We start from the raw sequence: 21721 nt of genomic DNA, 5'->3' as shown, positions 1-21721 counted from the left end.
CCCTCTTTTTGGTTTTGTTAGAAAGGGCAACAGCAGACTCTCTGGAAAAGAGATACTTTGTGTTACAATAAAGGTACCTCTTCTGAAGGGGCGTGATATTGTGAGCATTAACAGAGAAGAATTGAAGCGCATCATTGACCATATACCTGAGCAGGACGCCATTGAAGTTGCCGTTTTCATTGGATACCTGAACGCAAAACGAGAACGTGAAGCATTAAAAAATCTCGAACACGCCAGCCTGACCAGTATGGAATTTTGGAATAATTCAGTGGACGATGAGGTTTGGAACAATGTATAGACAAGGAGATATTGTAAGTCATACACGATACAAATAACTGCGGACACCTAAAACCTTCGCTTTTCACAGAGGTTAAACAGCAAGTCATGTATCTGCTTGACGAATGAATTATGAAGCGACAACAGCCTTTCACCACTCTACTCAGTGGTGAAGGGCTGTTGTTGTGCATAGTGATGACTTAGAGTTTAGGCGTCCCCAATTACGATGCAATGACACTACCGCTTCCACATGTGTTGAGTATGCGAGTCAACATATAAAAATATGGAAGGCGGCTGAATGTGCGGCATCTCAGGCATCGCCTTCCCTAAAAGCTGTTATGTTAGACCTTGAAGTTGTAAATAATCTTAACTTCCCCGTTCTCCTTCACTTCGATACGCTTTACCAGCATGAGAAGAAGTTCACGATCTAGCTCGTCAAAAGACGTTAGCTTGGCTATATCAGGTAAAGTCGGTTTGCCGTTATCTTGTTCTTACATCCGCATGCAGAAAAGTTAGATCTAAAAACAGTGTCTTGACAATAGGGTCCACCTTATAAATCTATTCGAAGTATTCACTGGGCTACGGTATCCCCATATTCCTGTATAAGGTATAATTATATGTATCCAAAGTTCAAATAGATGACCAAAATACTACAAAGGTGTGATAACAATGCAATGGCAAGAGGTTCGTACGATTTATCCTGATCAGTACGTATTGCTTGAAATTCTTGACTCTCATACCAAGGATAACATTCAGTTTGTTGATGAAGTCGCTCTAGTACGAGCGATTCAAGACCCTGATGAAGCAACGAGAGAACTGTTCAAATGCAGAAATAATAATATTGTTTATCATACCGGCCAGGAAAAAATAACCATTGAACTTAGAAATAATCCGCTATACAGGAGTAGATGAAATGCAGATTGAATATGCCCACAATTTACTTCAAGCTTCCATGACAATTTGCTATAGAGGGCGCTCCTTAACCATTGACAATCTAATCATTGATACTGGGGCGGCGCATTCCTTGTTAGCCTCTGATGTCGTTTCCGAGATAGGCATTAAGTTTGAAAATGGTGATAAGCTTCTACGGAGCTTTGGGATCGGCGGAGACGAATTCTCTTTCCAAAAACGCGTTGATCACATCCAATTAGGTGAATTAATCATAGAGATATTCTTAAAGGCGGCAATATGATCATTGACCTACATCGAATGGAAATGCACCCAACTAACCTCAAACACAGGTAACATGGAGTGCGAAAATTGCTCGCGTCCCCGTGCAGCTCCCATCGCAATCGACGCACCTGCTGCGACCATTCTATTCTGCCCTGCACTGGACATATTTCGCAGTCCAAAGAAATAGCGACAGTAGCTGCATTTCAAGGATGCTTCTGCCATTACCGAGTCCATTATTGATGCAGTTGGAGGAGAGACACTAGATTATTCACCCGCTGTTATCGATTTTCAACAAGAGACAGCCGCAAAGAGTAAGCTTTTACTCTTTGCGGCTTCTTTGTTTAATAAAGCGAATCTTGCAGGTTGAGTTGTCCACAAAAGGAGAAATATCGCCTCCTCCTTCGTAAAGCCCTCTACTCCAGCTCCAGCAAACGCAGTATCAGCGTCGCGGCTTCTGCTCGGGTTGTCGTCGCGTCAGGATTGAAGCGATTGCTCGCTTGTCCGCGTATCAGCCCCTTGCTCCTCGCTGCTTCCACCGCTGCCTTGCCCCAAGCCGGAATATCTTCAGCATCCGCAAAAGAAACCTGCTGTGCATCGCCAGGCTGCAGCTCCAATGCCTTTGCGATAATCATTGCCATCATGGTACGAGTAAGCGGGGCGTTCGGACGTACAGTGCCGTCCGGATAGCCGGTCAGCCACCCTGCTTCCACAGTCTTCAGCAACGGCGAATGTGCCCAGGCGCCAACCGTTTGCAGATCGGTGAAGCTGCGACTCGACTCGCTTCCCTCCAGCCCCAACGCCCGTTGCAGCATCACAATAAATTGTGCGCGAGTGACGGTCTGTTGCGGACGGAAGGTGCCGTCCTTATAACCAACAATAATTCCCCGGCGGGCTGCTTCCATAATTGAAGCCTTAGCCCAGTGCCCCTGTATGTCGTTAAATTCAATGTTACTGCCCAGCGGTGTTTCTTCTCCTCCGTTTTCCACAGGCGTCTCTTCTTCGCGGTTGCCTGGCGATGTTCCCCCACCGCCGTTCCCCGACTGTGTCCCTCCCCCTTCGTTGCCCGGCGGCGTTTCGCCTCCGCCTTGTTGCTCATCCAAAGCAATAGTGACCGTTGCATAGTTGGAGCGATCCTTGCCGTCGATGGCATAGTAAGTAAAGGTATCCGTACCGCTCGCTCCATTTTTCGGCGTATAGATGAACTGATTGGAGTGGCGCTCCACCCGCACAGTGCCTTGTGCAGGCTCGTCCAGTATAAGTCCCTGTCTCGCATCCATAATCCGCAAGCGAATTGGGTGCCGTTCAACCCGCTTGGGACAGCACCGCTAGGAACTTTCCCTTCTCCAGGCGCTCCATTCGTATTCTCCAAGAAGGTGGTAGACAAGCATCCTGAGAAAGCCAAGCAAATCTCTGCGATGTTGGATTGGCTGGCCAGTAAGGAAGGCTTCCTGCTCACCCATTACGGGTTTGAAGGAAAGCATTACACGCGAAGCGGCAATACCATTACATTGCTGGCGGATAACAGCGGCACAGGCAGCGGAACGCCAGAGGCGCCGGACTGGCTGTCCACATGGAGCTTCTTCACGCCCGAAGCCCCTATGGCGCTTGGTTTGCAGGTCATCGACCCTCGCTTAACCGAGCGGGATAAGGAGATTCGCGAATTTCTGGCGCAATTGCTGACCAAGCCCAAGCTTGGCGTAACGTTGTCCCCGCCGATCGGCATCGATGTCAGCGCATTCCGCTCCAAGCAAAATGAACTGTTGATCACACTGCTGTTCTCCGATAAGTCGGGTGCTCGCTGGCCGGAATACTATGCCGATCTGATGGACAACTATTACGGCAAAGAGATTATCGCCAATTTTGAACAGCAGGTTCGGGAGGCGGCTAGATAAATAATAATAATGATTTCCATCAGAAATCATTTTTGCTAGGATTTATAACAGTATTGTAAATATCGAGCAAAAAGGAGAGGCAAAAACAGATGATACTGAGTGGGAAAAAAGTGATCATGATCGGTGATTCTATAACGGATTGTGAACGGGCTCGTCCGATTGGCGAAGGGAAAGGGGACAGTAGTCTTGGGAGGGGTTACGTTGCTCAGCTTCATGCGATGCTAGAGGCGACTTACCCAACGCTGGATATGCGGATGATCAATATGGGTATCGGGGGGAATACAGTAAGAGAGCTTAAAACACGATGGCAGACAGACGTCATCGATTTAAGGCCAGACTGGGTCTCCATTATGATTGGCATCAATGATGTAGCGCGTCATTATAATCGGAGATTAATGAAAGAGTGGCATGTATCGCTAGAGGAGTTCGAAACGACATTGAGCGCTCTAGTCGAAGAAAGCAAAGCCGCGGAAATTCAAAAGATTGTCTTGATGACGCCATTCTTTATTGAAACTAACCCCAATGATCAGATACGTATCATGACCCTAGAATACGGAGCTGCCGTAAAAAGAATTAGCGAGAAGCATGGTACAATATACATTGATGTTCAAGCCGCATTTGATGTTTACCTAAAACATCATCATCCAACCGAATTAGCAGCAGATCGAATTCATCCATCGCAAACAGGGCATATGATTATTGCAAGAGAATGGCTGAAGTCTGTGGGATATACTTGGTTATAAGGGATGGAAATAGCGATTATGGAGAATTAAATATGCATGGGGAATAGTGAATATTCTCAGGGACGCATTCATCTGCTACAATCTCTGAATGAAAGCGATTGCAAGGTGTGAAAACAAGCGAGGTTTAGATCTTTTCGAGTCGGGGAAGGGGTTAGCGAATGAAGCAACTTTTTGTACTGGGCGATAGCATTTCGATCCAATATGGTCCTTATCTGAGGAAAATGCTTGAGGGTCGTTATCGGTACGATCGCAAACGCGGAGTAGAGGAAGCGCTCGCCGATCTGGATCGTCCGGTGGGAGCGAATGGCGGAGACAGCGGCATGGTTCTCGATTATTTGGGGCGAGAACGGGATAAGCAAGTCCGTTATGACGTGCTGCTTCTCAATTGCGGATTGCACGATATCAAGACGGACCCGGTATCCGGCCGCAAGCAGGTGTCGCCTGTCGCGTATCGCGACAATCTCGAAGAGATCGCGCGCATCGCAAGGGAGATGGCGCAGGCTCCCGTCTGGATCCGGACGACGGATGCGGTCGAACAAATTCATAACGCTCGTTCGACGTCGATCTATCGCTATCAAGACGATGTGGTCGCCTATAATGCCATCGCGGATGAAGTCATGTCCGCGCATGAAGTTCCGATCATCGATCTCTATACGTTTACGCGTTGCTTTGGTACAAATGCATTTAGAGATCACGTGCATTATACGGAAGAGGTTCAATGCTTGCAGGCTGCCTATATCGCCGGGCATCTGGACGGACGGTTTTGGATTTAAGCACGAGAACGCAGGTCAAAAAGCCTCCCCTTAAGTTGGAGGCTTTTTTGATGATCTTCGGGCGTTCCATTACCCTATTGCCCCTCCCCACTCTCCTCACCTTCAAGGGAACGGGTTATTTTCTAGTTTTGACTGGAGGTTTCCCACCCAGAATGTTGTGCAGGGAGTCGGATGGCCCTCCGGCTCCTTTTTCTATCCTAATCCTAACATGACGGTTTCATTCATGCAATTTGCCTCTTCTTACACTTTCATTCACAAACATTCCGGTCGGTGTTAATTCCAATCCTTTTTTTCCATGTGCTTCCTGTAGCTATATTGATTGCAATAAAGTTATTGAACCTTGCCGGTTCCTACAATAATCATCAACCCATAAGTCTCCTTTACATGCGCCCGCAACGATCCCTGAAAGGCTGGACAATCATCGTTTGTCACTTTCTTCCTCTGCTGATACCGGTTATCTCTCATCTGTTACGGTTTCCTATGATGCACTATAATAATTCTGAAAAGCTTGTAACTCGGAAAAATAGGAATAAGCCTAAACTTCTCAGCGGGAGGGGCAAAATTCATTGAAAAAGGTTCTTATCACTGGAATTGTAGCCAGCGGTAAAACAACACTCGCCAAGCGGCTATCCGAAACACTAAAAATTCCTTGGTATGAGTTAGATCTTATCGTTCATCATCGAACGGAGACCGACCGATATAAACGAACCGCAGATGAGCAGATTGAGGTTATTAAGGACATTGATAGCCATGGCGAATGGATATTCGAAGGGACAGACCGATCGTCCTATCGTTGTTTATTTGAAATGGCGGATACCATCCTATTTCTAGATACGCCTTTGTGGAAACGCCGAATAAGAATCTTAACCCGTTTTCTCAAACAAAATCTGGGCATTGAAAAGTGTAACTATACACCTGATATAAAGATGTTGAAAATGATGTATAAGTGGACGCGAGACTTCGAAGATAACCGCTCGGACTTCTAAGCCCGGTTACAACCATATAATGGAAAAGTCATTCGTATTTATGATAATAATGACTTGAGCTTTGCATCACATCTTCATCACCTAATTACATAGAACGGTATACATCTGACAAAAAGAGGGGTGCGTCTTGCCCCCTCCTCATCTAATGCTCCGATTTTGATCTGGCCGAATTGGCGTCCCCCTCCTGCTCCGCAAACGGATCGGACATCAGCGCAATCGCCAGCCTCGCTCCGTCGCGCATCCCTTGTAAATACAACCGTTCATTCTCCAGACCTCTGTAGTAATGGTGTTTGTCTTTCCATTCCGAATACTCCGGACATTGAGTCATATTCACACCGGAGAACAACGCCTCGAAAGCGTTCTTTTCCTCTTCCCGGTACTTTCTCAGATCCGTTTGGAACTGAATTCTAGCGGATACCTCATCCAGCCTTTCCTGAATCGCGCTCTGGAACCATGACGGAAACTCCATAACCTCATCTCTCCCCACAAAAGCTTTATCGATTCCCTTGCTCCCTTTCAGCCATTTTTTGAACATGAAATCGGGTGACTAGCTCGTCGACTTTTCGGCTCTGGGCCAGAACTGTTTCATTTGCTGAAGGCGGAATTCCCTTCGCCAGCGATTCCTGGCCAAGTTCGTTTAGCTTCGTCTCTTGACTGTACCTGATGCACACTCGGATTTTTAATGCGAATATCGGTTTATTTCATTTTAATGCGAATATCGAATTAAAACAATTATATCCTCACATACTATTTAAATAGCATGTGAGGTGAGGTGACAGGAAATGAAGCACCGAAAGGATCCGCCGGGCGATAAAAATATTATAGGTACTCAAGTTGTCGCCATTCGAAAAGCTAAAAGAATGAAACAAAAAGACTTTCTTGCCAGGCTACAAACATTCGGTCTCGATATCAGCCCAACTAGCCTGTCCAGATTAGAAGGGCAATACCGGCTTGTCCAGGATTATGAAGTCGTTGCAATTGCCAAAGCTCTCGATGTTTCCTTTGAGGAGCTATTGGGGGGAGAAACTGAAGAGTGACACTGTTCACATGACTTTACTGCTGGTCACTATGGAACTTGCCTAGATCATGGCTTCTACAGTCAAGATTCCTTCTTAGTTCCATTCACAAACTTTATGTTCCTAATCTAATGCTATGTTAATAACTCAAGGCTTTGTATTTTTAAATGTTGATTTCAACCTCATGATCAAGCTTTTTTATCCGCCTTCGATCTATCATCCCTCATTCCTCCTTTTCATCATTTCAAACGATTTTACTACCATTGAGTATTGAACTATTAATCGAAGGAACGGCATTTGCTCAGCGACATCCATGGCTAGAACCATAAACAATTCACATGTAACGATCCTGTTCTAATTCTGTTGCCGTCACTTATGATACGGTTCTCCGTATCACTCTTACCGCGAAATAAAAAGACACCCATTTAGAGTGCCTCTATATATCTGATTTAATATAACTACAGCGACGAATCTATCGCAACTTATTGTCTTGTTAGAGTACGGTTCACTCCACAGCAGTGTTGGCGATCCCGCGCCTCAGTCTATCCACTCGTGCGCTTTCAGTATTCGGATCAGCACGGTCGCAGCCTCTGCGCGTGTCGTTTCGCCTTTCGGACGAAACGTGTTCTTGCTTATGCCTGTCATGACATTAAGTTCGACCACCATGCGAACATCTGCCATGAATGCCGGGTTTATCTCCGCTATATCCTTGTAGCTTTCCAGGGTGGAATGATTGCCACTTGTCGAAAGTTTCTCGAGTTTCATCGCTGCCGCAAGCATACTTGCCATTTCCTCGCGGGTTAGCGGCTGATCGGGCATGATCCAGCCGCCTATAGCAAAGTCCAGTAGTCCCAATTCCTTCGCTTCAGCTACTTCAGCGAAATACCATGCATTAGGCTGAACATCGCCATAGGGTGCCGCGCTGTCGCTCGTCGATGCGCCCCGCCCCAACACCCTGACGAGCATGGCTGCAAACTCCGCGCGGGTCACGGATTCGTCGGGCGCGTACCGCCCGTTGCCCACACCGCTAACGAGTCCTTTCGCCGCTGCCAGTTGGACTAATGATTGGCTCCAATGATTTTGCACATCGGCAAAGCTAACCGCTTGCTCCGCCACGACATACACGCTGTTGGAATAAGAGCGAATCGACACCACCCACGCGCCATTGACCTGTTCCGTCCGGGCGGGGACGAACTCGAACTCCTTCGTTGATTCGTTGTAGCGGAAAGCGCCCCATTGTTCCGGCATGCCGGTCATATCCTTCGGCATTGTAATGATTCTCGTAAGCGCCTCACTGAACCGGTTGCTTGCTCCGATCGTTTTTCCCGACTTGCCATTCACGATTTCCATATGAAAATCGACAACCGCGCCGATCCGCTTTCCATTCGGCATGCCGTCCGCAAGTACGGCCTGTATGGCCCTGTCTCCTGACTTGTCGGTCAGGGTGATCTTGAAACAGATATCCTCCGCGTTTAAATTGTTTGCAACAAGCAAGTCCTTCAGCTCCGGAATGAGCGATGCTAAGCCGACCGGGACTTGATAACTGCCGTATGGGGTTTGGATCTCGATCATCAAGCTGTCATTCTTGTCCGCAAGGTCGGCTAGAATGATTGCCGGAATGCTGACATAAGCCATGCCGTCTTGGTTCGGCGTCACTATAAGCGTGACGGACGGCACCGAGATGTCAAGGGTATCCGGATCAAGCGATGTCCCGTTAAGATCGATGATCGGCTTGGCAACGTCAGGCATGGATCCACCGCCAGGAGCGGTGTTGCTGTGACTTACTGCTCTCGTTACCGTCAGGTTGTACGTCTTGGTCGTGCCGCTCTCCGCTGTTACGACAACCGCGATCCGGTTGCTTCCGGCTTCAAGCAAAAGCGGCGGAGACGCCATGCCGCTCGGCAAGACTAGTGGTCCTTGCACGAGCTCCCCGGCTTTGCCATATACGCTGGCGGTCACCGTCGCGGTACTGTCGGCCACCGATGGTGTCACCGTTACGCTGCCGATGTTGTTGCCAACGCTCGCCGTATAGGCAGTCGTTGTCGCCGCAAACGGCGACGGGCTCAGCGACCCGGGTGACAACGACAAGCCGCTCAGATCGGCGTTGCCGCTCGGCGCATGCACAATCATAGTTACGGATCGGCCCGCAGCTTCCACCCCATTCACATATACCGTCAGGATGTGAATGTTATCGCTCGCCGAAGTGTTGGGCGGAAGCGTGATGACGGCGGAAGCGCTTGTATCACTGATGACATGGGCTGGAGCGGCCGCCTCGCCATCTACATAGACGCTGACCGACTGTCCCGTAAGATTGTGGCCTGTAATGTCGACTACCGCACTCCATCCCGCGTTGGTAAAGCCGGTTCGATTACCGGAAATCCCCGTAACGACAGGCACGGCAACGATAAAGCTTGCGCTTGTCGCGTCGAGCGTATTGTGATAGACGTTTTCCACTGTATTTCCTAACACACTCACCGTGTAGACACCATCATCGAGCTTACCGTCGAACGTTAGCGTATAGGTTCGATTCGCCTCTTCGTAACTTGCCGTATACGCGGTAAATGCCTCGTCGTCTTTGTCCATGCTAAGGAGCGGAAGCGCATTGCCCGCATTCAGTTCTGTTCGATCCGCCGCCCAATAGACCGCTTCGCTCACTGATACGCGGACGGAGGACGGAGGCGCGGCGAGTCGCTGATCGTCCGTGAAGTCGAAGGATACGACAGGCTTGGTCGTGTCGTAGAGGAAGGTCGCGACATTAGACGCTTCGTTGCCATTGCCAGCTGCGTCGGACGTTGCGTTCGCCAATACACGCACGGTCACAGCATGACCGCTCACAATCGGCGTGATCGTGGCGGTATAGACAGACGTGCTGGACCTTGCAACGTTGGAAACTGTACCGTTTCCGACCATGATACTGCCATCATCAAGATCGTCTACGGGTTCGCTAAACGTTATCGTGATCGGAAAGGCAGCGTTAACCGTTCCTCCGGCCGTACTGGATACGACAACCGTCGGCGGCGTGCTGAGCGCATAAGCTTGCGAGACCACATTCGCGACATTTCCGACCTTGTCGACCGCCCGAACGTGCAAATACCAGTTGCCGTCTACGCCTGTTCGCTCCAGCGTCTCGCCGCTCACGAAATCCGCCCATCCGTCGGTCGGAACGGCGGTGTTTTGCGACCATGCATATTGTACTGATGCAGGATCGAGACCGCTCTCCGCATCGGTAACTTCAACTCTAGTTGAAGCGTATTTCGACGGCGTCGCATTCCCGTTCAAGTCGAATTGAATATCGGGTGGCGTGGAATCTCTCATTACGGTAATCGTATACGTCTTACCGGGTTTGAAATACGGCTCAACCCGAACGGGAATCACCGTCGACTCACCCGAGAAGCTGACCGTTGCAATGCTGCCGCTTGCTTGCGGCTGACCATTGATCGATAACGATGTATGAGCTGTTTCTTCCAGCGTCGCCGTTACATGCACGTCCGATACAGACAGGCCGTTGTAGTAATATGTATAGGACGTATCGGCGGAGGAAAACGGGCTGTCGAGGGGCCCTTCCTGAACAGTCAGACCCACCAAGTTGTCGCTTCCCGGCACGGTAATTTGTCCATAACCATTACTTCCCCAAGCGACGACAGTGCCGTCCGATTTCAGCGCCAGCGAATGGTCAGGTCCTGCGGCGATCGACACTACCCCGTTCAGATCGGCCGGCACGGTCGCTTGTCCAAAATAATTATTTCCCCAAGCCACGACGGTGCCGTCCGACTTCAGCGCCATCGATGTATCCGACTTAGCGGCGATCGACACCACCCCAGTAAGACCCGCCGGTACGTTCGTTTGTCCATTCCCATTATATCCCCAAGCGACGACGGTGCCGTCCGATTTCAGCGCTAGCGAATGGCTGCTTCCAGCGGCGATCGCCACGACATCCGTAAGACCTGCCGGTACAGTAATCGGTTGTACAAAAACATTCTTTCCCCAAGCGACAACGGTCCCGTCCAATTTCAGCGCCAGCGATTGGTATTGCCCTGCAGCAATCGACACTACCCCCGTAAGATCTGCTGGCACGTCTATTTGCCCCAAACTATTATATCCCCAAGCGACGACGGTGCCGTCCGATTTCAACGCCAGCGAATGCCACCCCCCCGCAGCGATCGACACCACCCCCGTAAGGCCTGCCGGCACGGTCGTTTGACCATAGTAATTATCTCCCCAAGCGACGACGGTGCCGTCCGATTTCAGCGCCAGCGAATGGCTACTTCCAGCGGCGATCGACACCACCCCCGTAAGATCTGCCGGTACTTTTACTTCTTCGAAAAATGCAGGGCCCCAAGCGACAACGGTGCCATCTGATTTCAGAGCTAGCGAATGATACATTCCTGCGGCGATTTGCTGCGTACGGCTGCCAATCCCTGTTTGCGCCGCATCCGCCGATTGAATACCGAAAGGAGCCGTCAAGCTTAATAACAATGCGAAAGACGTTACCAGTTGGACGATCTTATATAATACCTGTTTCACAAATACTCCCACCCCGATTTTAACCATTCCGTTTCCTCCCAACCTCTAATCTTGTATCTTCAGTATATTTTTCACTCCCATCCGACATAAGTAGACACTTTTATGTGTACCTTAATTGAACTAGAACGCAATAAAATATAATAAATAGCCTCCGCGGAGGAGGCTATCGGATATGCGCTAGGATAACTGCAACGTAACGGTCGTTCCTTTGCCCGGTTGACTCGTCACCTTCACCTTCCCGCGATGCGCGTTCATGATTTTTTTGACATGAAACATGCCGAGACCGAAGTTGTGACCCGAATTCACCTTCGTGGAGTAGAAAGGTTCGAACAGGTTTCTCAATTGTTCCTCGTTCATCCCCCTTCCCGAATCCGTAAAATGAATTCTCACATGACGTCTCATCCGTTCTACCGTTACGGTCACCTGCCCCCGTCCGTCCATTGCTTCGATCGAATTGCTGATAATGTTCGAGAAGCACTCTGCGATCAACGTCCGATCGATATGCAGCATTACAGTTCCATATCGCCTCTCGAACGATACAGCCGGATGCGGGAATTGGTCGATCGCCTCGTCCAACAGAATAGACACTTCGGTAGATTCGAGCTCCGCCGTGACCCGGCTTCGGGTTAAATAGGATAACTTGGACACCATGCTCATCAGATGCTCATTGGAGCGGAGCAAGCTACCTAGATGTTCCTCTGTGATTTCGTATTGCTTGGACGCGAGACTGCGCTGCATATTCAATGCATGCAGTTTATTTTTCGTTATCGCATTCTTAAATGTGTGCTGCATCATGCTCGTGCCCAGTTGCATCTTGGTAAGCACGACAGAGGATTGAAAGCGTGCGAAGACATTATATACGTATAACACTAATCCTAACAGTAAACTGATTAGGCAAAGGATCGGAATAAACGTGATAATCTCTACTGGAAGTCGGAAATAAGTGCCTTCCGTTTGCAAGAGCAGCAAGAACACTTCAGGAATCAGAATGATCATCCCGATCCCGAAATATTGAAGTTTCTTAACTCTTCCTTTCTCTGCTTTCATCATCCCTTTGATAAATAAAGCAATAGAGGCCAGCAGATACGGGATGCCCCAGCTTAAAATATAGGAATAATTCATTCTCGGATTCGGATACACATCGCTGAAAATAAAGGACAACATCGCCGGAACAAACAATAAACCGGTCATCATCGGATTTGTGTATCCCGCAAAAACGATGAAAAAGATAAGCACTAAGTAATACGGAAAGGTGTGGATGACGATATTCAAGAAAGCTGCAACAACAGACAGCGCCGTTATCCAGCCATTGCTTGAATCCCCAGACTCCAGGTAAGGGAGGATGAGCTTTTCCAAACCCACTTGCAGACCGCTTAAACCCAATGTAAAAAGAAGAAGCGCCCCCCAAATGAGTAAGCGGTTTTCTCTATGTTTTACAAGCAAGTAAAGCCCTACAGGGCACGTGACGACAGACAACACCAAGAAAGCAACGATCATTGTTTACGCTCCTTACTCTAGAAGCCCCCATTTATGACACTTGTCCGCCAGCTCTCGAGTCGATCGTTGCCAATCAAATTTGTCCAGTATGCGACCGACATGCTTCTTCACCGCAGACAGACTGACGCTGTTCATATCGGCGATTTCTTGCTGCGTCTTCCCCTCTACAGTGAGTTTGAGCAACACGATATCATAAGGAGTTAGAAGCTTCTTCTTCTTATCAAATACGAGCTTTCTTAATCTCGGACCATATTTGGTCCCCTGATCATTCATCGCCCCCGCAATTACAGCGGGAATTTGTTCGAATTCATCCTTGTACACAAAGTCGTATGCCCCGCTCAGAAACGCTTCATTAAATACTTCATCGTCATTATCCAAAGAACTTACCATAATGACTTTAACCGAAGGATACTTGTGCGCAATATCCAGTGTGGCATCCAGCCCCGACGAGTTGGCATCGCCCAATATAATATCCATGAGAACGACATCCACCGATATTTGCTCGAGCGCTGCCATGCAGGCTTCCCTATTGTCTACGCAAGACACGATCTCAAAAACGGATTCGCCCGCAAAATACATTTTCAAGCCGTTAATCCATTCCCAATCGTCCTCGACGAGCAGTACTTTCGCGCGACTCATCCCGCTCCCCCCTCTCTCTTCTATATCTCAAATTATCCTATAAACCTACTTAGAAAAGGAAGTAGACAATTACATGTATACCTTTCCATGATATTCGGTGTAAGTAATTTGTATTGACAGTATCCAATAACTCCAGCTATCAAAGCAATAACCGCTCCCCAAAAGACTTGGACGATATTCGCCCGAAGCCGTTCATTCATTCTTTCTTGCGATTCAGCTACACCAATCTCAAAATCTACTGTTCGAATTCTTTCGTTTTTCTGCCGGCAGTATGGCCTCGATAACGTCCCAATGTTCGGCGATCTTTCCATTCTCCACGCGGAACAAATCGTAGAAAGCGGTAGGCTGGCCATCGAAGGAACCTTCACTCGCCGTAAGCACAAAATCGCCTTGTCCGACTACCTGATGGACTTGAGTATATTGAAATTCAATATTTTTCTCCTTCAGCGCCTGCAAAGCGGCATGAAGACCGGAAAGCCCGTCTGCAATATGCGGACTATGCTGAATGTAGTTATCGCCATCAAAGTAAGAGGCAAGCAGCTCGGGCTTCCTCCCAAGCAAAATGTTCTCCACATAGCTTTTGACCAATACTTTGTTGGCATCCGTCTTGTCGATATCCTTAATCGCGACCGGTCCGTCAATCATCGTATGATTGCTTGGCGTATTGTCCGCCATCTCTTGCAAATTGTCCCAATGCTCGACGATGAGCCCCTTCTCAAAACGGAAAATATCAAAGGCGATTTTAGGGCCGTGAAAATCATATACGGAATGAAGAGCCACATAATCTCCGTCGCCTAAAGTACGCTTAATGCTTACCTTTGTACCAACTTTCCTCAAATGTTCAAGTGCGCCAAGCATGGCTTCACGACCATCAAGTAAGGCCTGGTTGTGCTGAATATATTTCTCCGGATGAACGTAAGCCGTAATCGCTTCGGGGTTGCCGCTCTCTAAACTTTCCAGCACAGTGATTGCTTTAAGGACAAGCTCATTTTGATGGTTGAATGTCATTGTAAATATCCTCCTTAGAGTTTATAGTCATTAGATAAATAATGAACATTATGTTGTTTATTTATCTTTCGCTCATTATAATGAAGACGAAGACAACGCTCAATATTTAATATTTTTGTTTTTGAAGGATAAGATACAACTCATAGAACTTTGTCGCTTAACGGTCTAAATTAATTGGGGGAGAAACGAAAATCATGAGTGGAAAAACGGATCTAAGGGTACTACGCACTAGACAATCGATTCGAATGGCCTTTTATGAGCTCATTAAGGAAAAAGGATATGAAGCGATAACGATCCAGGATATTGCAGATCGGGCTATGATCAATCGAAACACATTTTATCTTCATCACCAAAATAAACCCGATTTATTGGACACATGTACGGATGAGTTGTTGAGCGAATTAAAAAATGTGATCGTACTATGTCCATTCAATATGAGTCCTTTCCAAATTTCTACACTTGAGACAGTCATGCAAACTGTACTGGAGCATATTTCACAGAACACCACCTTTTACTATGCCATGTTAATTGAAGAGAATAGAATCTACCGGTTTCGGGCGAAAATGGAGAATATCATTAAAGATAAACTGAATGAAGGCTGGGATCTTGCTCAGGGAAGTTCCCCTTTTGCGATATCCAAGGAATTGCTGCTCGAGTACCTCGTCTCGTCTTTCATGGGGATTGTCGTGTGGTGGATTAAAAACGATCTGCCTCTTCCTACAGGTGAAGTTGCATCTCAATTTAGCAGAATCGTTGCCTACGGGCATTTAAGAGCCGCCGGTATCGCCGTCGGGGAATGAAACTGCGTAGCAACATTGAAAAGAGGGAGCTGCGTCGCAAGCCAAACAAAAGGAGCTGCCTGCAGCAGCTCCTTCGTTTATTGATCCTATGTTTCCTCTAACGAAACCTACAATTTAAACTGATCTACCTCAGTCATTACGCACTATCAATGCGTCATATCCGGATGCATCTCGATCAGCGTCGAATCGAGCGGCCGATGGATGAACATCCGTTTGCTTCTTGCTCTGGGATACATCCCCGATACCGAGTACCCGTTCGGTTCCGAAGCTTCGCTTTACTCCTTCACCGCTCCGATCATGACGCCTTTAACGAAATATCTCTGCATGAACGGATACAAGAACAGGATCGGAACGGTAGAGACGATAATCGTCGCGTATTTGATCGTTTCGCCGACCGGCATCCGGTCCCCGCCGCCGACGGACGTCATCATATTGTCAGTCGCGTTCTGGATGAGGATTTCGCGCATCACCAGCTGCAGCGGCCATAACTCGCGCGTACGCAAGTAGATCATCGCCGAAAACCATGCATTCCAGTGTCCTACACCATAGAACAGCACCATCACGGCTAGCACCGGCAAGGAAAGCGGCAGCACGATCCGGAACAATATCGTCAGATCACCCGCCCCGTCTAACCGGGCCGACTCCTCCAGACTGACGGGCACCGCTTGGAATGCGGTACGCATGATGATCATGTTATAAGCGCTCATGGCGCCCGGGATGATGAGCGCCCACCGCGAATCCATCAAGCCGAGACCGCTGACGAGCAGATAAGCGGGAATTAGTCCGCCCGAGAAAAACATCGTGATGACGATCATCATCATCATTTGATTTTTCCATAGCAGGCCTTGCCTGGACAGACAATAGGCTCCGAGCGACGTCATCAGAATGTTCAGAGCCGTTCCGACACCGACGTAAAACAGCGTGTTCAAATAGCCGAGCGATATCATCGGGTTTTTAAACACCATTTTGTATGCCTCGACCGTAAACCCGAGCGGCATGAGCAGAATGCCTCTGTATTGAACGACGGAGGCGGGATCGCTGACGGAGGCGAAAAAGACGTACAGAAGAGGATATAAGGTGACGATTGACAGCAGGATCATAAAAAACGCATTTCCGAAATCAAATATCCGTTCGCCGGCCGTTCGATGCTTCGAAATATTCATTCCCTCCTAAAACAGCTTTGCGCCGCCGGATCGTTTGATGATCAGATTGGTCGCCAGCAGGAAGGCGAAGTTGATAACGGCATTGAACAGCCCGACGGCCGAGCTGAAGCTGTAGCTCGATTCCAGAATCCCTTTGCGGTATACGTAAGTTCCGATCACGTCAGCCGTTTCGTAGGTCATCGGGTTGTACAGAAGCAGTATTTTCTCGTCGCCAACCGCCATGACGGAGCCCATCCGCAATATGAACAAAATCGCAACCGTCGGTAGAATGCCCGGGATGGTAATATGCAGGACCCGCTTGAAGCGTCCCGCTCCGTCAACCTTGGCCGCTTCGTACAAGGTCGGATCGATGCCCGAGATCGCCGCCAGGTAAATAATCGAACCCCAGCCTACCTCCTGCCAAATGCCCGAGGATACGTAGAGAAACCGGAACCATTTGGGCTCCTGCAAGAACAAGAACGGCTCCAAACCGAAAGCGGCGATGATTTGGTTGACCAAGCCGTCGGCGGACAGGAAATCGACCATCATGCCAACGACGACGACGAGCGAAATGAAATGCGGCAAATACGTGATCGACTGCACCGTCCGCTTGAAGAGCCGGTTTCTCAGCTCGTTCAGCAGCAGCGCCAGCACGATCGAAGCGGGAAAGCTGAAGGCGATGCTGTACAAGCTGAGCAGCAGCGTATTGCGTACGATGCGCCAGAAGTAAAAGCCGTGAAAAAAATCGCTGAAATGCCGGAACCCGACCCAAGGGCTGTCCGCAATGCCGAGGCTTGGGGAAAAATCCTTGAAGGCGATCTGAACGCCGTACATCGGGCCGTAATGAAATACTAGGTAATAAGCGATAACGGGAAGCGCCAATAAATAAATCGTTCTGTTTTTGCGAAAATCTTTGGCAGCCGTCTTCAGCATGTCATATCAGCCCCAATCGCAACCGTCATTGACGTTTGTTGTAACGGTCCAATGCCGCTTGCCGAAGCTTGATGGCATCCTCGATTTTCATCGATTTCAACGTTCCGACGAATTTGTCGAAGTTGTCGAGAGGCTCGATACCCATAATCAATTTGTTGATCGTTTCATTGAAGTAAGTGTTCACATCGTTCATGATCGAGTTGAATCTGGCGCTTTCTTCGGCCGTTTGCGTCAGAACGGGCAGCCATTTCTCGTTTTTGGCGTTCATCCAGGTTTCGATGGCTTTCTGCTGCTCGGGGAGGCCGGCATATTGCTCCATGTAGCGGCGATCCTGCACGAATGGCCCGTTGCCCATCGCGAGAATGTATTGCCCCATCGCTTGGGCAATCGGCAGCTTATCCGGGTTTTTCAAGATTTTGTCGGTATATTTCGGATAGCCGTCGGTCAAGGCGTAGCTCTCGCCTTCAATGCCGAAGTTGAACAGCATATGCCCTTCCTGCCCGTATTTATAATCGAGCCACTTGACGATTTCTTCCGGATTTTTGGCGGATGTCGTAATCGCGGCGCCTATTCCCGAGAAAGGAGCTTCCTTCTGGCCGAGCTCCGGCTTATCGCCGGTTTTCAGCACAGGGTAGGGAGCGCCGGCGAGCTTGAATTTCGGATCCTTATCTCTCATAAGATCCATGTACCTGCCGACTCCGCCTCCTACCAGCAACGGAACGGAGCCGAGCTGGCTGTTGGTCACTTTGGAGTCCTGCAGCTTAGGGTCGGTTGCGGCATAATCCTTGTCGATGAGACCTTCCTTGAACCAGCTATGCATGACCTCAACGAACTCTTTGAACTGAGGCTCGATCGCTCCGAATTTGATTTTTCCGTTTTCTTGATAGAAGCCGTCGGAAATGCCCCAAGCGTAGAGGAAATAAAATCCGCTGCTGCCGCTGTTGAAATTGAGCAGAACCGGAATTTCGTCCTGCTTGCCGTTTCCGTTCGGATCGCCGTTTTTAAAAGCCTTATAGACGTTGTAATAGTCGTCGATCGTTTGGGGCATTGGCAAATTCAGCTTCTCCAGCCAGTCCTCTCGAAGGGCAATCCCGCCGTAAGTAAGCAAATAATCGTCACCGCGAATGAACGGAAAGGCGTAGATATTGCCCTCGTCCGTCGTGATCATCTTGCGATACTCCGGATGCTCCTTCAGAAGCTTGGTCAAGTTCGGAGCGTGCTTATCGATCAGCTCGTTCAGGCGGATGATCGACTTTTCTTTGATCAGCGCGTCTGCGCCTTTGTTGACGGTCCCCCAGCTGTACTCGATGACGTCCGGAAGCTTGCCCGATGCGAGCATCAGGTTGAGCTGATCCTTATCCTGACCGGCTGTCGGGTGCTGGAACTCGACCTTCGTTCCGGTCCTCCTCTCAAGTTCCTTGTAGGCTGCCACCTCGCTATAGCTTTTTAAAGTGGCCGAAACGTTGGCGTTCAACACAGCCCAGTAAGTCAAGGACGCAGGATATCCGGCTTCCTTTTTGTCGGGCGTTTGCGTCGCCGCATGCGTTCCTTCTCCCGTTTGGCTTGACGGTGCGGCCGCCGGCGTATTTCCCCCGCATGCGCTCAAGAGCATGGAAGACGCGAGCAGCAGGGAAACGATCGTTCCCATTTCTTTTTTCATGGTGGAGAACCTCCCTTTAGGTATTCGTCTTTCGACTCGCTACCGATCATAAATCCGCGTCTCTCCATTGAACATAGCCGATTCGGAAACTCGGTTAACCATCCTTAAGATCACCGACATTTCCCATTTAAGAAGGGCATGCCGAATTTCGGATGACGGTGTTCTCAAGGCATTGCCGCTTCAGCCTGCAGGCGTTTCATTCTGCTTGCCGCCGATTTCCATCGTTTCCCGGTACTTGCCCGGCGTGATGCCCTCGTATTTTTTGAACATGCGGATAAAGCCGACATCGGTCGCATATCCGACTTTTTGCGCTACGGCCGATAGGGTCAGGGCCGGGTCGGCGAGCATTTTTTTGGCGTATTCCATTCTCAGTGCCGTAATGAAATCGGTAATCGTCTGCCCGCTGTGCTTCTTGAAAACCGCGGACAAATGCTGCGGCGTCAGCTCGAAATGATCGGCCAGCGTCGTCAGGCTCAGCGTGCTTTCCTGAAAACGTTCGCCGATATAGCGGGTGATCATGCCGTACAGCTTTTCGCCGCGATCGGGTCGCCCCGCCTTTACATGCGTGCATACGGCTTGGTACAGAAGCTTCGTCTGCTCGTGCATCTCTTCTACCGTCGCGCAGGAGGAAATGGTCTTGACCGGGTCCTCTCCGTCCTTGAAAATAACCCCCTCCTCCATCTTCAAGGTGTGGAGCAGCTTAAAGATCGTGCTCAACATATCGATGAACAGGCATCTCCCCATCTCCGGGGTCATGCTGCCGGCTTCGACGTTCATGGCGTACAGTTGGTCGAGCAGCTTCTCCGCGCCAGCCCAATCTCCGCTTTTGGCAAGATTCATGAGCTGCACTTCGGTTTCCATCGGGTACAAATAATATTTGAATTTCAAATGCTTGACCCGTTCGTACAGAATGACATGGTTCGAGCCGTGCACCATCTTGTAATCAAGCGCGAACAGAGCTTCCCGGTAGCATCGCCCGATCTCTTCCATGCTTGGGCAAGTTTCGCTTAAGGCAACTGTAAGATGCATCCCGAACCGCTGCTCGAGCAGCCGCTTCAGCTCCCCGGCGGCATTCTGCAGAGTGTGGCGATTGAAGTCCCCGCTGTCCGCTTCCGGCGAGTCTGGCGCGTCCGCCGTATCCGGCTGGGCATGCGGCACCCCTGGAACGTTAACCAGCAAGGCCACCCTGTTTTTGTCCAGCTCGGCCGGATAGACGTCTCCAGGCAGCATATCACAGCTTACATTGGCTATGATGAACCGAACGAACGCCCATTCCTTCTCCAAATCGCCGTTGATCAGCACGCGGCAGTCGTCGATATCGATCAGCAAGACGGCAAAGTGCCGATGCACGAAATCGATGCCCATAAAATCCAGATTCGGTTTGCTGATCGTTAGCGGGTCGAGATGTCCTTTAATCAGCCGCGTCAAAAAATTGGCCATCATGACGGGAGCCTGACGCTCCAGCGTTTGCTTCAGCTGCCGTTCCTCGTCGAAGGAGGCGATGAGCGTGCTGCGGATCAGCTCGATTTCATCGCTCATGATTTGTCCGGAAAGCCGCTTTCTTCGTAAAATATCGCCCACGACGGCGCGGATCGGTCTGTAATTCTTGTAAGCGAGCAAACAGGATAGAGCGGTTCCCGCGGCTAGGCAAACGAGAAGAAGCAGGAACGCGAGCGCTTTAATCCGGTTCACCTTGCCCATCACGACGTCGAGCGGGAATGCGGATATGTAGGTCCATCCATTCAAGTCCGAGGACGTATGCGAAAGCATGATGTCGCTGCCGCGATAAGCATAATGATTGGAGGTGATATCCAAATTCAGCTGCGGCTCAAGCCCGCTTAAGAAATTTTCGTCTTTCCCCGTACTCAGGACGACCTGCTTGTTTTCATCCAATATGTAAATATCTCCCTTGTTCAGTAGCTCGATTTGCGTGTGCAGGTCGCGTATTTGCTGCTCATCGATCAGAATAACGAACGAGCCTTTGACATCCCGGTTCTCGTCGATCGGCAGCGATTGCACGTAGATGACCAGCCGTTTGACGAACATCCCTTGTTGAATCGGTGCAGACGGCAGATAGGCGCGGATCGATCGGCCTGGAAATACGGCCTTGATCATTTCCTCGGGCGTCTGTTCCTTAAACGGCACGATATCACGGAAGAACGTATTCGCATCGGTTTTCTGCGCCGACGAAACGATCGTACCGCTGCCGGCGAAGTATATGAAAAACTCATAAATAAAATGGTTGTCCTTCTGGTAACGGGAAAGTTCATTCTGAAATTCGACGAACCGGTGTTGGCTCTGTAAATCATCAGGGTCCGCATTGCCGAGCAGCCATTGGAGCTTCGGATTCAATACGATCTGTCTGGATAGCAACTCCATTTCCTTCAGCCGGCTATCCATCGTCTGCTTCACCTGTTCCAGGAGAGCCAGATTGGAGCGTTCCGCGTTCTCGACCAGAATGCTTTCTATTTTCCCGTAGAGGATAACGGCGATACCCACGGGGAGGATCAAGACTGCGATGTACGAGACGAGCAGCGTAATAAGGATGCTCCTGCGCATCGTTGTCGAAGATCGCTTGCGGGACAGAAATTTGTTCAAACTTGATGGCCTCCTTGAGAAGGGTAACGGAATATTCATACCTTCCGGTGAAAGACGGAAA

General features: G+C 49.4%; 19 protein-coding genes. 9 read left to right on the top strand and 10 right to left on the bottom strand.

Features of this window, described 5'->3' with window-relative positions; translation table 11 throughout:
* Positions 1-100: 100 nt before the first annotated feature.
* The 3 genes from DFP98_RS14250 (at position 101) to DFP98_RS14235 (ending at position 1468) form a co-directional block, all read left to right on the top strand.
* Positions 101-298, top strand: a complete 198-nt coding sequence (locus DFP98_RS14250) for a DUF2281 domain-containing protein (protein WP_116061277.1) — start codon at positions 101-103, stop codon at positions 296-298.
* Between the two features lie 647 nt (positions 299-945).
* Complete coding sequence (locus DFP98_RS14240; RefSeq protein ID WP_116061276.1) at positions 946-1188, top strand: hypothetical protein; 243 nt, start codon at positions 946-948, stop codon at positions 1186-1188.
* A gap of 1 nt (position 1189) precedes the next feature.
* Positions 1190-1468 (top strand): retropepsin-like aspartic protease, encoded by a 279-nt coding sequence (locus DFP98_RS14235; protein ID WP_116061275.1) that lies wholly within the window; start codon positions 1190-1192, stop codon positions 1466-1468.
* A 394-nt stretch (positions 1469-1862) separates the two neighbouring features.
* On the opposite strand, the gene DFP98_RS14230 is transcribed toward DFP98_RS14235, so the two are convergent.
* Entirely contained in the window at positions 1863-2672 is an 810-nt protein-coding gene (locus tag DFP98_RS14230) for an S-layer homology domain-containing protein (protein WP_220377100.1), read from the bottom strand.
* Here DFP98_RS14230 and DFP98_RS14225 point away from each other — a divergent pair.
* The 4 genes from DFP98_RS14225 to DFP98_RS14210 all read left to right on the top strand — a co-directional run bounded on the left by DFP98_RS14225 (position 2661) and on the right by DFP98_RS14210 (position 5843).
* Positions 2661-3341 (top strand): hypothetical protein, encoded by a 681-nt coding sequence (locus DFP98_RS14225; protein ID WP_220377099.1) that lies wholly within the window; start codon positions 2661-2663, stop codon positions 3339-3341. The genes DFP98_RS14230 and DFP98_RS14225 overlap by 12 nt on opposite strands.
* Before the next feature lie 89 nt (positions 3342-3430).
* Entirely contained in the window at positions 3431-4084 is a 654-nt protein-coding gene (locus tag DFP98_RS14220; protein ID WP_116061272.1) for an SGNH/GDSL hydrolase family protein, read from the top strand.
* A gap of 158 nt (positions 4085-4242) precedes the next feature.
* A complete protein-coding gene (locus DFP98_RS14215; protein ID WP_116061271.1) occupies positions 4243-4857 on the top strand; it encodes an SGNH/GDSL hydrolase family protein in 615 nt (204 codons plus the stop codon).
* Between the two features lie 566 nt (positions 4858-5423).
* Positions 5424-5843, top strand: a complete 420-nt coding sequence (locus DFP98_RS14210) for a P-loop NTPase family protein (RefSeq protein ID WP_220377098.1) — start codon at positions 5424-5426, stop codon at positions 5841-5843.
* A 142-nt stretch (positions 5844-5985) separates the two neighbouring features.
* Here DFP98_RS14210 and DFP98_RS14205 read toward each other — a convergent pair whose 3' ends face one another.
* Entirely contained in the window at positions 5986-6312 is a 327-nt protein-coding gene (locus DFP98_RS14205) for a hypothetical protein (protein ID WP_116061270.1), read from the bottom strand.
* 313 nt (positions 6313-6625) lie between these two features.
* Here DFP98_RS14205 and DFP98_RS14195 point away from each other — a divergent pair, with 313 nt between their 5' ends.
* Complete coding sequence (locus DFP98_RS14195; protein ID WP_116061268.1) at positions 6626-6880, top strand: helix-turn-helix domain-containing protein; 255 nt, start codon at positions 6626-6628, stop codon at positions 6878-6880.
* Positions 6881-7396: 516 nt separating this feature from the next.
* On the opposite strand, the gene DFP98_RS14190 is transcribed toward DFP98_RS14195, so the two are convergent.
* The 4 genes from DFP98_RS14190 to DFP98_RS14175 all read right to left on the bottom strand — a co-directional run bounded on the left by DFP98_RS14190 (position 7397) and on the right by DFP98_RS14175 (position 14527).
* Positions 7397-11410, bottom strand: coding sequence for an RCC1 domain-containing protein (locus tag DFP98_RS14190; RefSeq protein WP_116061267.1), 4014 nt, complete (start codon positions 11408-11410; stop codon positions 7397-7399).
* A gap of 150 nt (positions 11411-11560) precedes the next feature.
* A complete protein-coding gene (locus tag DFP98_RS14185) occupies positions 11561-12880 on the bottom strand; it encodes a sensor histidine kinase (RefSeq protein WP_116061266.1) in 1320 nt (439 codons plus the stop codon).
* Positions 12881-12892: 12 nt separating this feature from the next.
* Entirely contained in the window at positions 12893-13519 is a 627-nt protein-coding gene (locus tag DFP98_RS14180; protein WP_116061265.1) for a response regulator transcription factor, read from the bottom strand.
* Between the two features lie 228 nt (positions 13520-13747).
* Positions 13748-14527, bottom strand: a complete 780-nt coding sequence (locus DFP98_RS14175) for a nuclear transport factor 2 family protein (protein WP_116061264.1) — start codon at positions 14525-14527, stop codon at positions 13748-13750.
* Positions 14528-14721: 194 nt separating this feature from the next.
* Here DFP98_RS14175 and DFP98_RS14170 point away from each other — a divergent pair, with 194 nt between their 5' ends.
* Positions 14722-15327, top strand: a complete 606-nt coding sequence (locus DFP98_RS14170; protein ID WP_116061263.1) for a TetR/AcrR family transcriptional regulator — start codon at positions 14722-14724, stop codon at positions 15325-15327.
* A gap of 275 nt (positions 15328-15602) precedes the next feature.
* On the opposite strand, the gene DFP98_RS14165 is transcribed toward DFP98_RS14170, so the two are convergent.
* From DFP98_RS14165 to DFP98_RS14150, 4 genes are all read right to left on the bottom strand, one after another.
* On the bottom strand, positions 15603-16427 hold the full coding sequence (locus tag DFP98_RS14165; RefSeq protein ID WP_391573291.1) for a carbohydrate ABC transporter permease: 825 nt from the start codon (positions 16425-16427) through the stop codon (positions 15603-15605).
* Positions 16428-16496: 69 nt separating this feature from the next.
* Complete coding sequence (locus DFP98_RS14160) at positions 16497-17402, bottom strand: ABC transporter permease (RefSeq protein ID WP_116061261.1); 906 nt, start codon at positions 17400-17402, stop codon at positions 16497-16499.
* A gap of 25 nt (positions 17403-17427) precedes the next feature.
* A complete protein-coding gene (locus tag DFP98_RS14155) occupies positions 17428-19062 on the bottom strand; it encodes an extracellular solute-binding protein (RefSeq protein ID WP_116061260.1) in 1635 nt (544 codons plus the stop codon).
* A gap of 180 nt (positions 19063-19242) precedes the next feature.
* A complete protein-coding gene (locus tag DFP98_RS14150) occupies positions 19243-21660 on the bottom strand; it encodes a helix-turn-helix domain-containing protein (RefSeq protein ID WP_181917682.1) in 2418 nt (805 codons plus the stop codon).
* Between the last annotated feature and the right edge of the window lie 61 nt (positions 21661-21721).

Source organism: Cohnella phaseoli, from assembly GCF_003386235.1.
GTDB classification, from domain to species: domain Bacteria; phylum Bacillota; class Bacilli; order Paenibacillales; family Paenibacillaceae; genus Cohnella; species Cohnella phaseoli.
This window is presented reverse-complemented; position numbering and strand designations above follow the sequence as displayed.